Genomic DNA, 14,462 nt, shown 5'->3' with positions numbered 1-14,462 from the left:
CGGAAAGGGACGCAGCATCATAATTAACATCCGCTGCGAAGGTAATATACTCGAATAAAATTAGGAATTTATAAAGGCTTCGAGGGATTGCCATCTGCTTACAGGAGGGTATGATAAAAATCCCGGGTAGGGGCTGCAAGACCACCCAACGGACCGCGAATCCCGAGGGACAAAAAAACCGCCAACAGTAATGTGGCGGTTTTTTTATTGCTATGTGTAGTCTTAGTATCAGTAGAAATCGCAGGTCGCTTTCTCGGCCTGATCCATCCACACCGGCTTCTCGCTGGTTTTCGCCCAGACGCGATGCAGATAGCTGTAAAAACGTGCACGATCTTTCCAGAACAGCATCACCGGCAGAGCCAGCACGCCAGCCACTACGGCGAAAGCGCGGCGCAAGAACACGATATGAGCCGGATACTCTTTATAAAGATCCATATTTTCTCCCCTATAGTTGGCCGGAAACGTCATCCGGAAAATTCAAAATCTGTGACCTGGCTAAAATAATATCGCTTTGTTTGTAATTTTACTACTCATCCGACCACTTATTTTTGCCCATTTAGTGAATATTTACATTCACGCCGTAATTAAGTTACAAAAAAGTTAACAGTTTACTTATCAATAGTTAAATTGTGGGCTTTGCCATTTTTATACTTTTTTTACACCCACCCTCCCCATTTTTGCGAAATCTTTGCGCCGGAAATCCTACCGTTAGTACAACAACGAAAGTCACCTGGAGGTGGATTGTGAGTGCAGGTCTTATTGCCGGCATCGTGCTGGTGTTCCTGTTATTGGGTTATCTGGTCTATGCCCTGATTAATGCGGAGGCCTTCTGATGGCTGCTCAGGCGTTTCTGCTTATTGCCAGCTTCTTAGTGGTACTGTTCATTCTGGCAAGGCCACTGGGATCGGGACTGGCACGATTGATCAACAACGTCCCTTTGCCCGGCACGGGAAGCGTTGAAAAAGGGATCTGGCGCGTACTGGGAATAGACGATCGGGAGATGAACTGGCGTCAGTATCTGATCGCCATTCTGCTGCTGAATATCGTTGGGCTCATTGCGCTTTTTGCCATGCTGATGTTGCAGGGCATCCTGCCGCTGAATCCGCAACAGTTACCGGGCCTGTCCTGGCATCTTGCGCTGAACACAGCGGTGAGCTTTGTCACTAACACCAACTGGCAGTCCTACGCCGGTGAAACCACGCTGAGCTATTTCAGCCAGATGATCGGGTTAACCGTGCAAAACTTCCTCTCGGCCGCCAGCGGTATCGCCGTGATCTTCGCGCTGACGCGTGCGTTTGCGCGTCAGAAAATCAATACCCTGGGTAATGCGTGGGTGGATCTGACCCGCATTACGCTTTGGATCCTGCTGCCAATTGCGCTGCTGATCGCGCTGTTCTTCATCCAGCAGGGCACCCTGCAAAACCTGATGCCTTACGCGCCCTATACCTCGCTGGAAGGTGCAAAACAGCTCCTGCCGATGGGGCCAGTAGCGTCACAGGAAGCCATCAAAATGCTCGGGACGAACGGAGGTGGCTTCTTCAACGCCAACTCGTCGCATCCGTTTGAAAACCCTACCGCATTGACCAATTTTGTGCAGATGCTGGCGATTTTCCTGATCCCCGCCGCGCTCTGCTTCGCCTTTGGTGACGTGGTTAACGATCGCCGTCAGGGCCGCACCCTGCTCTGGACGATGTCGCTGATCTTTGTGGTCTGCGTGGCGCTGGTGATGTGGGCTGAATGGAACGGCAACAGCCATTTCATGCAGCTAGGGGCCAACAGCAATATCAACATGGAAGGTAAAGAGAGCCGCTTTGGCATTCTCGCCAGCAGCCTGTATGCGGTAGTCACCACGGCGGCCTCGTGCGGGGCAGTTAACGCCATGCATGATTCTTTTACGGCGCTGGGTGGCATGATCCCGATGTGGCTGATGCAGATTGGCGAAGTCGTCTTTGGCGGCGTGGGTTCGGGTCTTTACGGCATGCTGCTGTTCGTGCTGCTGGCGGTGTTTATTGCCGGTTTGATGATTGGCCGCACTCCGGAATACCTCGGTAAAAAAATCGACGTCCGCGAGATGAAATTAACCGCGCTGGCGATTCTGGTCACCCCTGCGCTTGTGCTGCTCGGCACCGCGCTGGCGCTGATGACCGAGACCGGACGCAGCGGCATCTTTAACCCCGGCATTCACGGTTTTAGCGAAGTGCTGTATGCCGTCTCCTCTGCCGCCAACAACAACGGCAGCGCGTTTGCGGGCTTAAGCGCCAACTCACCGTTCTGGAACTGCCTGCTAGCGTTCTGCATGTTTGTGGGTCGCTTTGGGATCATTGTGCCGGTGTTGGCGATTGCCGGATCGCTGGTGAATAAAAAAATCCAGCCGACCACCACCGGGACATTACCAACCCACGGCGCGCTGTTTATCGGCCTGCTGACGGGTACCGTGTTACTGGTCGGCGCCCTGACCTTTATCCCCGCCCTCGCGTTAGGCCCGGTCGCGGAATACCTCTCTTTACGCTGATTTTGCGGAGAAATTGTCATGAGTCGTAAACAACTGGCCCTGTTCGAACCGTCATTAGTTCGCCAGGCGCTCATGGATGCGGTGAAAAAGCTGAGTCCGCGCGTGCAGTGGCACAACCCGGTGATGTTTATTGTCTGGGCGGGAAGCGTCCTGACCACCGCCCTGGCGATTGCCATGGGAACGGGCCACATGCCGGGAAATGCAACGTTTACCGGCGCCATCAGCCTGTGGCTGTGGTTTACCGTGCTGTTCGCCAACTTTGCGGAAGCGCTGGCGGAAGGCCGGAGTAAAGCCCAGGCCAACAGCCTGAAAGGGGTGAAGAAAACCGCCTTCGCGCGCAAGCTGCGTGAACCGAAATACGGCGCGCAGATGGACCACGTTCCGGCGGATGAACTGCGCAAAGGCGATGTGGTGCTGGTGGAAGCCGGTGACATTATCCCTTGCGACGGTGAAGTCATCGAAGGGGGCGCCTCGGTGGATGAAAGCGCCATTACCGGGGAGTCCGCGCCGGTTATCCGTGAGTCCGGCGGCGATTTCGCCTCCGTGACGGGCGGGACGCGCATTCTCTCCGACTGGCTGGTGATCCAGTGTAGCGTTAACCCGGGGGAAACCTTCCTCGACCGGATGATCGCCATGGTGGAAGGCGCCCAGCGCCGTAAAACACCGAACGAGATCGCCCTGACCATCCTGCTGGTGGCCCTGACCATCGTCTTTCTGCTGGCAACCGCGACCCTGTGGCCGTTCTCCGCCTATGGCGGCACCGCGGTCACCATCACGGTGCTGGTGGCGCTGCTGGTCTGCCTGATCCCCACCACCATTGGTGGCCTGCTGTCAGCCATCGGCGTAGCCGGCATGAGCCGTATGCTCGGTGCCAACGTCATCGCCACCAGCGGGCGTGCGGTTGAAGCCGCCGGTGACGTGGACGTCTTACTGCTGGATAAAACCGGGACCATTACCCTCGGTAACCGCCAGGCGTCAGATTTCCTGCCCGCCCCGGGCGTGGATGAAAAAACGCTGGCGGATGCCGCGCAGCTCTCTTCGCTAGCCGATGAAACCCCGGAAGGCCGCAGTATCGTGATCCTCGCCAAGCAGCGCTTTAACCTGCGCCAGCGCGACGTTCAGAGCCTTCACGCTACTTTCGTGCCCTTCACGGCGCAAACCCGCATGAGCGGCATTAACATTCAGGATCGCATGATCCGTAAAGGCTCTGTTGACGCCATCCGTCGCCACATTGAGGCCAACAATGGCCACTTCCCGCCGGAAGTGGACAGCCTGGTCGAAAGCGTGGCCCGTCAGGGGGCAACGCCGCTGGTGGTGGCCGAAGGGGCACACGTGCTGGGGGTGATTGCCCTGAAGGATATCGTCAAAGGCGGCATCAAGGAGCGCTTTGCCCAGCTGCGTAAAATGGGGATCAAAACGGTGATGATCACCGGGGATAACCGTCTTACCGCCGCGGCGATTGCCGCCGAAGCGGGCGTGGATGATTTTCTTTCTGAAGCCACACCGGAAGCAAAACTGGCGCTGATTCGTCAGTATCAGGCGGAAGGCCGTCTGGTGGCGATGACGGGCGACGGTACCAACGATGCCCCTGCCCTGGCGCAGGCCGACGTGGCGGTGGCGATGAACTCCGGTACCCAGGCGGCAAAAGAGGCGGGCAACATGGTCGACCTCGACTCTAACCCGACCAAGCTGATTGAAGTGGTGCACATCGGCAAGCAGATGCTGATGACGCGCGGGTCGCTGACTACGTTCAGTATCGCCAACGACGTGGCGAAATATTTCGCCATCATTCCGGCGGCGTTTGCTGCGACCTACCCGCAATTAAACGCGTTGAACGTGATGCACCTGCACTCTCCGGCATCGGCCATTCTGAGCGCAGTGATCTTTAACGCCCTGATTATTGTCTTCCTGATCCCGCTGGCGCTGAAAGGCGTGAGCTATAAGCCGCTCACCGCCGCCGCCATGCTGCGCCGCAACCTGTGGATTTACGGCCTGGGCGGGCTGGTGGTGCCCTTCATCGGTATCAAGGTTATCGACCTGCTGTTGACGCTGTTCGGCCTGGTTTAAAAGGTGAATCAAATGACGATGTTACGCCCCGCTATACTTCTGTTTATTCTGCTGTCTCTCATTACCGGCGGGCTGTACCCGCTGGTGACCACCGCGCTGGGCCAGTGGTGGTTTAAGGATCGGGCCAACGGCTCGCTGATTATGCAAAACGGTGAAAGCCGCGGTTCACGCCTGATTGGTCAGAACTTTACCGATGCCCGTTACTTCCAGGGGCGCCCTTCCGCCACTGCCGAAAGCCCGTATAATCCGATGGCATCCGGCGGCAGTAACCTGGCGGGCAGCAACCCCGAGCTGGACAAAGCCGTTGCTGAGCGCGTGGCAGCCCTGCGCGCCGCAAATCCGCAGGCCAGCCGTGAGGTGCCCGTAGAGCTGGTGACCGCCTCGGCCAGCGGGCTGGACTACAGCCTGACGCCGGCAGCCGCGGCATGGCAAATCCCGCGCGTCGCCGCGGCCCGTCAGCTGACCGTCGAACAGGTTAGCCAGCTGGTTGCAGAGCACACGCAAAAGCCGCTGGTCAGCTTTATCGGCATGCCCGTGGTGAATATTGTTGAGCTGAATCTGGCGCTGGACGCGCTAAGGAAAAACTAAATGACCGACGAGCCCATGCGCCCGGATCCGGACAGGCTGCTCGAACAGACGGCCGAAGCCCATCGCGGCAAACTGAAAATTTTCTTTGGCGCCTGCGCAGGCGTCGGGAAAACCTTCGCCATGCTGACGGAAGCCCAGCGGCTTCGGGCGCAGGGGCTCGATATATTGATAGGCGTGGTAGAAACCCACGGACGCAAAGAGACCGCATCGCTGCTGAAGGGGCTGGCCACCCAGCCGCCCCGCCGTATCAGCCACCGCGGTCGGCTAGTCACCGAATTCGATCTCGATGCCGCCCTCGCCCGCCGTCCCGCCCTTATCCTGATGGACGAACTGGCGCACAGCAATGCGCCAGGCTCACGCCATCCAAAACGCTGGCAGGATGTCGAGGAGCTGCTCGAAGCCGGCATCGATGTTTTCACGACGGTTAACGTTCAGCATCTGGAGAGCCTGAACGACGTGGTCAGCGGCGTGACCGGCATTCAGGTGCGCGAGACGGTGCCCGACCCCTTCTTTGATTCTGCCGATGAAGTGGTGCTGGTCGACCTTCCCCCCGACGATTTGCGCCAGCGCCTGCACGAAGGCAAGGTTTATATTGCCGGCCAGGCCGAGCGCGCCATCGAACATTTCTTCCGTAAAGGCAACCTGATTGCCCTGCGCGAGCTGGCCCTGCGTCGTACTGCCGATCGCGTCGACGATCAGATGCGCGCCTGGCGCGACCTGCAGGGCCAGGAGCGCGTCTGGCATACGCGAGATGCCATCCTGCTGTGCGTAGGCCACGGCAGCGGCAATGAAAAGCTTGTCCGCACCGCCGCGCGCCTGGCGGCCAAATTTGGCAGCGTCTGGCATGCGGTGTATGTCGAAACGCCGCAGCTGCACGCGCTGCCCGAGAACCAGCGTCGCGCGATATTGAGTTCGCTTCGCCTGGCGCAGGAGCTGGGTGCCGAAACCGCCACCCTTTCCGACCCTCAGGAAGATAAAGCCATTTTGCGCTACGCCCGTGAGCACAATCTGGGAAAAATCGTGATTGGCCGTCGCCAGCATCGCCGCTGGTTTAGCCGCGAATCGTTTGCCGACAAGCTGGCCCGCCGCGCACCGGATCTGGACCTGGTGATCGTGGCGCTGGATGATAAGCCCACGCCGTTACCCAGCCGCGCGCCGGACAGCCGTGCCTTCAGCGATAAATGGCGCATTCAGCTGCGCGGCTGTCTTGTCGCCGTCGTGCTCTGCGCCCTGATTACCGTGATTGCCAGCCAGTGGCTGATCGCGTTTGATGCCGCCAACCTGGTGATGATCTACCTGCTTGGCGTAGTGGTGGTGGCGCTCTTTTACGGGCGCTGGCCGTCGGTACTGGCGACGGTGATTAACGTCATCAGCTTCGATCTGTTCTTTATTGCCCCGCGCGGGACGCTCGCCGTGTCGGATGTTCAGTACATTCTCACCTTTGCGGTGATGCTCACCGTCGGGCTGGTAATCGGGAATCTGACGGCGGGCGTGCGCTACCAGGCGCGTATTGCCCGCTATCGCGAACAGCGCACGCGCCATCTCTATGAGATGTCGAAATCGCTGGCGGTGGGCCGCACGCCGCTGGATATCGTGCAGACCAGCGAGCAGTTCATTCGCTCGACGTTTCATGCCAGCAACCTGATTTTACTCCCTGACGAACACGGCAAGCTGCGCCCGCTGACGTCGGCCTCAGGCATGACGCCCTGGGACGAAGCCATCGCGCGCTGGAGCTTTGATAAAGGGTTACCTGCGGGCGCAGGGACCGACACCCTGCCCGGCGTGCCCTACCAAATTCTGCCGCTGCGCAGCGCCGATAAAAATCAGGGGCTGGTAATTGTTGAGCCCTCAAACCTGCGCCAGCTGATGATCCCCGAACAGCAGCGGCTGCTGGAGACCTTTACGCTGCTGGTTGCCAGCGCGCTGGAGCGGCTTGCCCTCACCGCCAGCGAAGAGCAGGCCCGGCTGGCGAGCGAGCGTGAAAGCATTCGTAACTCGCTGCTGGCGGCGCTCTCTCACGATCTGCGAACCCCGCTCACCGTCCTGTTTGGTCAGTCAGAAATCCTGACGCTGGACCTGGCGGCCGAAGGCTCTAAACACGCCCTTCAGGCCAGCGAGATCCGCCAGCATGTGCTGAATACCACGCGTCTGGTGAATAACCTGCTCGATATGGCGCGTATCCAGTCAGGCGGTTTTAACCTCAAAAAAGAGTGGCTCACGCTTGAAGAGGTAGTGGGCAGCGCCCTGAAAATGCTCGAACCCGGCCTGGGCGGGCGGCATATTGCGCTGAACATGCCCGAGCCCCTGACCTTAATTCACGTTGATGGTCCGCTGTTTGAACGGGTGCTGATCAACCTGCTGGAAAATGCCGGCAAATATGCGGGCGCCAGCGCGCAAATTGGCGTAGATGCAACGGTGGACGACGGCACGCTTCATCTTGACGTCTGGGATACCGGACCCGGCATTCCAGCCGGGCAGGAGTTGGCTATTTTCGAAAAATTCGCGCGCGGCAATAAGGAGTCTGCCATTCCGGGCGTGGGGCTGGGGCTGGCGATTTGCCAGGCGATCATTGACGTCCATGGCGGGTCCATCTCCGCAGAGAATCGCCCCGAAGGCGGCGCGCGGTTTTGTGTTACACTTCCTCTGGAAACCCCGCCAGAACTTAATGAATTACCAGAGGATTTGTGATCAACGTTCTGATTGTTGAAGATGAGATCGCCATTAGCCGTTTTCTGCGCGCTGCGCTGGAAGGGGACGGTCTGCGCGTTCATGATGCGGGTACGCTTCAGCGGGGTTTAATAGAAGCCGCCACCCGCAAGCCGGACCTGGTGATCCTCGATCTTGGCCTGCCGGACGGCGACGGCATCGATTTTATCCGGGAAGTGCGTCAGTGGAGCCAGATGCCGATCCTCGTGCTCTCCGCGCGTACGGAAGAGACGGATAAAATCGCGGCGCTGGATGCCGGGGCGGATGACTATCTGATTAAACCTTTTGGTATCGGCGAGCTACAGGCTCGCCTTCGCGTGGCGCTGCGCCGCCACAGCGCAACCATGCCCGCTGACCCAACCTACACGTTTGGGGATATCCGGGTTGACCTGGCCGCGCGGCGTATTGTGCGCGGTGAAGAAGAAATCCATCTGACGCCAATAGAATTTCGCCTGCTCGCCGTTCTGCTCAACAACCACGGCAAGGTTCTCACCCAACGCCAGCTGTTAAGTCAGGTGTGGGGACCCAACGCTGTAGAACATAGTCATTATTTACGCATATATATGGGACATCTTCGTCAGAAACTCGAAGTTGACCCCGCTCGCCCTCGCAATTTATTAACTGAAACCGGTATCGGTTATCGGTTTATGCTTTGAATAACTATTCATTTTATTTTTAAATAAAAACGAAATCCCTCAGACAATATTTCACAAATAACCCATAAATTATTTTTACGGGCTATTTTCGCTCATTTAAAACATTGACAACACAACCTGTTAACGCATCATCAACAAATCAGAATTTTGATCTGCGATATTCATCTAAAACGAATATTTATTTCTGATTTGATCGGTTAACGGTGATCTACCTCACGGTTAATCGCCTTTCCCTGGATAAAATGACCATGCTTTCAATTACTGAAAGGAAAATGAAACATGGAAAACAACAATCGCTTAATGCCCCATATAAGGCGGACAACACATATCATGATGTTTGCCCACCGAAACTGCTTTGACTTTCATCTCTTTAATGCCCGGTAGTCCTTCGACTTCTGGCGCACTCGCTTACAGGTTATCCTGAAATACCTTATTTTACAGGCCATTGCCTGTGAACTCGTGCGCTCATTCATTTTAATTCAGACTCATCCGCACCGGGCGGACTGAATTTCAATCATCAAAAAAGCAATTCACTGATTTTAATCAGCGGCCACCCTTTGCTTTTTTTCCGGTAAATTATCGATTTCTTTCTTGCAAGAAATCGAGGGACGCTTATTACCTAAAATAAAGAGAGAAAGATGAAAAGTTTAAAAATCGCAGCCAGCCGTGCATGTCCGGATTGCTTTACTACCCAGCGTGAACTGGTAGATGTCCGCGCCTCTGATTATATTGATGTTGCCGCCATTGTTCTGGCGGTCACGGATATTGCCAGCGGTATCCTGGACGAAATAGAAGCCACCGGTTTTGGCATTCCTGTTTTTGTCGCGACGCACAAAGAAGAGTTCATCCCGGCAGACTATTTATCGCGCATTCATGGCGTATTTGAGTATTCAGACACCAGCAACGACTTTTATGGACGCCAGCTGGAAGCGGCCGCCCAGAAGTATGAAACCCAGCTGCGCCCGCCGTTTTTCCGCGCCCTTGTCGACTATGTGAAGCAGGGCAATAGCGCGTTTGACTGCCCGGGGCATCAGGGTGGTCAGTTCTTCCGCCGCCATCCAGCCGGTAATCAGTTTGTCGATTTCTTTGGTGAGACGCTTTTCCGCTCCGACCTGTGTAACGCCGACGTGGCGATGGGCGATCTGCTGATCCACGAAGGCGCACCGTGCATCGCCCAGCAGCATGCTGCAAAAGTCTTTAATGCTGATAAGACCTACTTCGTGCTGAATGGCACCTCGTCATCCAACAAAGTGGTGCTTAACGCCCTGCTCACCCCGGGCGACCTGGTACTATTCGACCGTAACAACCACAAATCCAACCATCACGGTGCCCTCCTCCAGGCTGGCGCAACGCCGGTCTATCTGGAAACCGCGCGCAACCCGTACGGCTTTATTGGCGGCATTGACGCCCACTGCTTTGAAGAAAGTTATCTGCGCGAGCTGGTGGCAGAGGTGGCGCCAGGCCGTGCACGCGATGCGCGTCCGTTCCGCCTGGCGGTGATCCAGCTGGGTACCTACGATGGCACCATCTATAACGCCCGTCAGGTGGTGGATAAGATTGGGCACCTGTGTGATTACATCCTGTTTGACTCGGCCTGGGTGGGTTACGAGCAGTTTATTCCGATGATGGCCGACTGCTCTCCGCTGCTGCTGGAGCTGAACGAAAACGATCCGGGGATCCTGGTCACCCAGTCCGTGCATAAACAGCAGGCCGGCTTCTCGCAGACCTCGCAAATCCATAAGAAAGACAGCCACATAAAAGGGCAACAGCGCTATGTCCCGCACAAGCGGCTGAATAATGCCTTTATGATGCACGCCTCCACCAGCCCGTTTTATCCGCTGTTCGCTGCGCTGGACATCAACGCCCGTATGCACGAAGGCCAGAGTGGCCGCAACATGTGGATGGATTGCGTGGTGAACGGTATCGAAGCGCGCAAGCTGATCCTGGAGAACTGCCAGTATCTGCGCCCCTTCGTGCCGGAAACGGTGGATGGCCTCCCGTGGGAAAGCTGGGACACGGCGAAAATTGCGACCGATCTGCGCTTCTTCCACTTCGTACCGGGTGAAAACTGGCACGCTTTTGAAGGCTACGCTGAGCATCAGTATTTTATCGACCCGTGCAAGCTCCTGCTGACCACGCCGGGTATTAACGCCCGCACCGGGGAGTATGACGACTTCGGCGTGCCCGCCACTATCCTCGCCAACTTCCTGCGTGAAAACGGCATCGTGCCGGAAAAATGCGATCTCAACTCGATCCTGTTCCTGCTCACGCCTGCGGAAGATATGGGCAAACTGCAGCAGCTGGTGGCGCAGCTGGTGCGCTTCGAAAAACTGCTCGAGAGCGATGTTCCGCTGAAAGACGTCCTGCCTTCTCTCTACAAACAACATCCGGAACGTTACGCGGATTACACCCTGCGCCAGATCTGCCAGGAAATGCATGACCTGTACGCCCGCCACAACGTGAAACAGCTGCAGAAAGAGATGTTCCGCAAGTCTCACTTCCCACGCGTGATGATGAACCCGCAGGACGCGAACTACGCCTATCTGCGCGGTGAAGTTGAACTGGTCTCCCTGCGCGATGCGGAAGGCCGCATCGCCGCCGAAGGCGCCCTTCCTTATCCACCGGGGGTGCTGTGCGTGGTCCCAGGGGAAGTCTGGGGCGGTTCCGTGCTGCGCTACTTTGCCGCGCTGGAAGAAGGCATCAATCTGCTGCCGGGCTTCGCGCCGGAGCTGCAGGGTGTGTACGTCGAGGAGTGTGAGGGTCGCAAGCAGGTTCGCTGTAACGTCATCAAACAACCCGCCGCTCAGCCCGCGCTGCTGAAAGGAGAGAAATTATGAGTAAGTCCAACAAGATGGGCGTGGTGCAGCTGACCATCCTCACCATGGTGAACATGATGGGCTCCGGGATTATCATGCTGCCCACCAAACTGGCAGAGGTGGGCACCATCTCTATCATCTCCTGGCTGGTGACGGCAGTCGGTTCAATGGCGCTGGCGTGGGCGTTTGCCAAGTGCGGAATGTTCAGCCGTAAGTCAGGCGGCATGGGCGGCTATGCCGAATACGCCTTCGGCAAGTCGGGCAACTTTATGGCCAACTATACCTACGGGGTGTCACTGCTGATCGCCAACGTGGCGATTGCCATCTCCGCCGTGGGCTACGGTACGGAGCTGTTTGGCGCGACGCTCAGCCCGGTGCAAATTGGGCTGGCGACCATCGGGGTGCTGTGGATCTGTACCGTGGCTAACTTTGGCGGCGCGCGTATCACCGGACAGCTCTCCAGCATCACCGTCTGGGGCGTGATTATCCCGGTTGTCGGCCTGTGCATCATCGGCTGGTTCTGGTTCAGCCCGACACTCTACGCCAACTCCTGGAACCCGCACCATGTGCCATTCTTTACCGCGGTCGGCTCTTCAATCGCCATGACGCTCTGGGCCTTCCTGGGTCTGGAATCCGCCTGTGCGAACGCGGAAGTGGTAGAGAATCCGGAGAAGAACGTGCCGATTGCGGTCCTCGGCGGCACGCTGGGCGCGGCGGTGATCTATATCGTCTCGACTAACGTGATTGCCGGGATTGTGCCAAACATGGATCTGGCAAACTCTACGGCGCCGTTCGGTCTGGCCTTCGCGCAGATGTTCACGCCTGAGGTCGGGAAAGTGATCATGGGGCTGATGGTGATGTCCTGCTGCGGTTCACTCCTCGGCTGGCAGTTCACCATCGCACAGGTCTTTAAATCCTCGGCTGATGAAGGTTACTTCCCAAAAATCTTCTCCCGCGTGACCAAAGCGGATGCGCCGGTGCAGGGCATGCTGGCGATTGTTATCTTCCAGAGCGGATTGTCGCTGATGACCATTAGCCCGTCGCTGAACAGCCAGTTCAACGTGCTGGTCAACCTGGCGGTGGTGACGAACATCATTCCGTATATTCTGTCGATGGCAGCGCTGGTGATCATTCAGAAGGTGGCGAAGGTGGATCCACGCAAAGCGCGCGCGGCCAATATCGTGGCGCTGATCGGGGCAATCTACAGCTTCTATGCGCTCTACTCATCCGGCCAGGAAGCGATGCTCTACGGGGCAATGGTGACCTTTATGGGCTGGACGCTGTACGGTCTGGTGTCACCGCGGTTTGAATTGAAGAATAAGCATAGTTAAAAAAAAGCCCGGTGGCGCTAGCGCTTACCGGGCCTACGAGGTCAAAGCAAAACGGCAACCCAGGGGTTGCCGTTTTTAGTGTTTTCTCCCTCTCCCTGTGGGGAGAGGGCCGGGGTGAGGGCATCAGCCCGCCCCGAACATCACTTACGCGTTTTTCAGCACTTCGCTGACAATCTCTACCGCTTCTTTCTCAATCTGCTGACGGTGCTCAGCGCCGAGGAAGCTTTCGCAATAGATTTTATACGCATCTTCCGTACCGGACGGACGCGCGGCGAACCAGCCGTTCTCAGTCATCACTTTCAGACCACCAATGGATGCGCCGTTGCCCGGTGCAGCCGTCAGACGCGCGATGATCGGATCGCCCGCCAGGGTGCTTGCGCTGACCATCTCCGGAGAGAGTTTGGACAGGGCCACTTTCTGGGCTGACGTCGCGCTCGCCTGAATACGGTTATAGCTTGGTGCACCAAAGCGTGCCGCCAGGTCGTTGTAGTGTTCCTGCGGGTTCTTACCGGTGACCGCAGTGATCTCCGCCGCCAGCAGGCACATGATGATGCCGTCTTTATCGGTTGACCATGGCGTGCCGTCGAAACGCAGGAAAGATGCGCCCGCGCTCTCTTCACCGCCGAAGCCGAAGCTGCCGTCGTGCAGACCGTCAACGAACCATTTGAAGCCGACCGGCACTTCCACCAGCGTGCGGCCCAGCGCCTCGACCACGCGGTCGATCATCGCGGAGGAAACCAGCGTTTTACCGACGGCCACCTCTTTGCCCCACTGCGGGCGGTGCTGGAACAGATAGTTAATTGCAACAGCCAGATAGTGGTTCGGGTTCATCAGCCCGGCAGGGGTGACGATACCGTGACGGTCATAATCCGGGTCGTTAGCAAACGCCAGATCGAATTTATCACGCAGCGCCAGCAGGCCCGCCATCGCGCACTCGGAGGAGCAGTCCATGCGGATCGCGCCGTCTTTGTCCAGGTGCATAAAGCGGAAGGTCTGATCGACGTGATCGTTCACGATGGTCAGATCCAGCTTGTAGTGCTCGGCGATACGTTTCCAGTATTCGATACCGGAGCCGCCCAGCGGATCCACGCCCAGCTTCAGGCCGGCTTTCTGGATGGACGCCATATCGACGATATCCGCCAGCCCTTCCACGAACGGCTGAACCAGATCCTGCTCTTTCACGTGACCGGACGCCATGGCCGCATCCAGAGAAATGCGCTTCACGCCTTTCAGACCGTCAGCCAGCAGCGCGTTCGCACGATCTTCCACCACTTTGGTGACGTTAGTGTCGGCCGGGCCACCGTTAGGCGGGTTGTATTTGATACCACCGTCTTCCGGCGGATTGTGGGATGGCGTGATAACGATACCGTCCGCCAGCGCGCCACCTTTTTTGTTGTGCACCAGGATGGCGTTAGAGACCGCAGGCGTTGGGGTGAAGCCATTGTTCTCCTGAACAATCACATCGACGCCGTTTGCCGCCAGCACTTCCACAACAGAGATGAACGCCGGTTCAGACAGGGCATGGGTATCTTTCCCCACGTAGCACGGACCGGTAACGCCGTTTTTAGCGCGCTCTTCCGCAATGGCCTGAGCAATGGCCAGAATGTGCGGTTCGTTAAAGCTGTGGCGCGCCGCGCTGCCGCGGTGACCAGATGTACCAAACTTCACTGCGTGTTCTGCGTTGCCCACGACCGGTTTCAGCACGTAATACTGCGCGGTCAGCTGAGCGACGTTAATCAAATCGCTTTGTTGTGCAGGTTGGCCTGCACGGCTGTGATTTGCCATT

11 protein-coding genes are annotated in these 14,462 nt (G+C 57.3%); 9 read left to right on the top strand and 2 right to left on the bottom strand.

Features of this window, described 5'->3' with window-relative positions; genetic code table 11:
• Window positions 1–228: 228 nt before the first annotated feature.
• Window positions 229–435 carry a YbfA family protein gene (locus tag USF70_RS02075; protein WP_023310781.1) on the bottom strand — a complete coding sequence of 69 codons (207 nt, stop codon included), beginning with the start codon at window positions 433–435 and terminating at the stop codon, window positions 229–231.
• Window positions 436–743: 308 nt separating this feature from the next.
• Here USF70_RS02075 and kdpF point away from each other — a divergent pair, with 308 nt between their 5' ends.
• From kdpF to potE, 9 genes are all read left to right on the top strand, one after another.
• On the top strand, window positions 744–833 hold the full coding sequence (gene kdpF / locus USF70_RS02070; RefSeq protein ID WP_014069365.1) for a K(+)-transporting ATPase subunit F: 90 nt from the start codon (window positions 744–746) through the stop codon (window positions 831–833).
• Complete coding sequence (kdpA, locus tag USF70_RS02065) at window positions 833–2,512, top strand: potassium-transporting ATPase subunit KdpA (protein ID WP_087822187.1); 1,680 nt, start codon at window positions 833–835, stop codon at window positions 2,510–2,512. The genes kdpF and kdpA overlap by 1 nt, the downstream gene beginning before the upstream one ends.
• An 18-nt stretch (window positions 2,513–2,530) precedes the next feature.
• Window positions 2,531–4,579, top strand: a complete 2,049-nt coding sequence (kdpB, locus tag USF70_RS02060; RefSeq protein ID WP_039261299.1) for a potassium-transporting ATPase subunit KdpB — start codon at window positions 2,531–2,533, stop codon at window positions 4,577–4,579.
• A 12-nt stretch (window positions 4,580–4,591) separates the two neighbouring features.
• Window positions 4,592–5,167 (top strand): potassium-transporting ATPase subunit KdpC, encoded by a 576-nt coding sequence (kdpC, locus tag USF70_RS02055; RefSeq protein WP_033144943.1) that lies wholly within the window; start codon window positions 4,592–4,594, stop codon window positions 5,165–5,167.
• A complete protein-coding gene (gene kdpD, locus USF70_RS02050; protein ID WP_023310777.1) occupies window positions 5,168–7,855 on the top strand; it encodes a two-component system sensor histidine kinase KdpD in 2,688 nt (895 codons plus the stop codon).
• Complete coding sequence (kdpE, locus tag USF70_RS02045; RefSeq protein WP_320735228.1) at window positions 7,852–8,529, top strand: two-component system response regulator KdpE; 678 nt, start codon at window positions 7,852–7,854, stop codon at window positions 8,527–8,529. The genes kdpD and kdpE overlap by 4 nt, the downstream gene beginning before the upstream one ends.
• Before the next feature lie 279 nt (window positions 8,530–8,808).
• Complete coding sequence (speFL, locus tag USF70_RS02040; RefSeq protein WP_003858645.1) at window positions 8,809–8,913, top strand: leader peptide SpeFL; 105 nt, start codon at window positions 8,809–8,811, stop codon at window positions 8,911–8,913.
• Between the two features lie 254 nt (window positions 8,914–9,167).
• Complete coding sequence (gene speF, locus USF70_RS02035) at window positions 9,168–11,366, top strand: ornithine decarboxylase SpeF (protein ID WP_232938426.1); 2,199 nt, start codon at window positions 9,168–9,170, stop codon at window positions 11,364–11,366.
• Entirely contained in the window at window positions 11,363–12,676 is a 1,314-nt protein-coding gene (gene potE, locus USF70_RS02030; RefSeq protein WP_014831099.1) for a putrescine-ornithine antiporter, read from the top strand. Before speF ends, potE begins: the two co-directional genes overlap by 4 nt.
• A gap of 144 nt (window positions 12,677–12,820) precedes the next feature.
• Here potE and pgm read toward each other — a convergent pair whose 3' ends face one another.
• Window positions 12,821–14,461, bottom strand: a complete 1,641-nt coding sequence (pgm, locus tag USF70_RS02025; RefSeq protein WP_232938427.1) for a phosphoglucomutase (alpha-D-glucose-1,6-bisphosphate-dependent) — start codon at window positions 14,459–14,461, stop codon at window positions 12,821–12,823.
• Window position 14,462: the final 1 nt, after the last annotated feature.

The organism is Enterobacter sp. 237C8 (assembly GCF_034106865.1).
GTDB lineage: Bacteria > Pseudomonadota > Gammaproteobacteria > Enterobacterales > Enterobacteriaceae > Enterobacter > Enterobacter asburiae_B.
The sequence above is the reverse complement of the archived record's forward strand: the minus strand, read 5'-3'. Positions and strand labels throughout refer to the sequence as shown.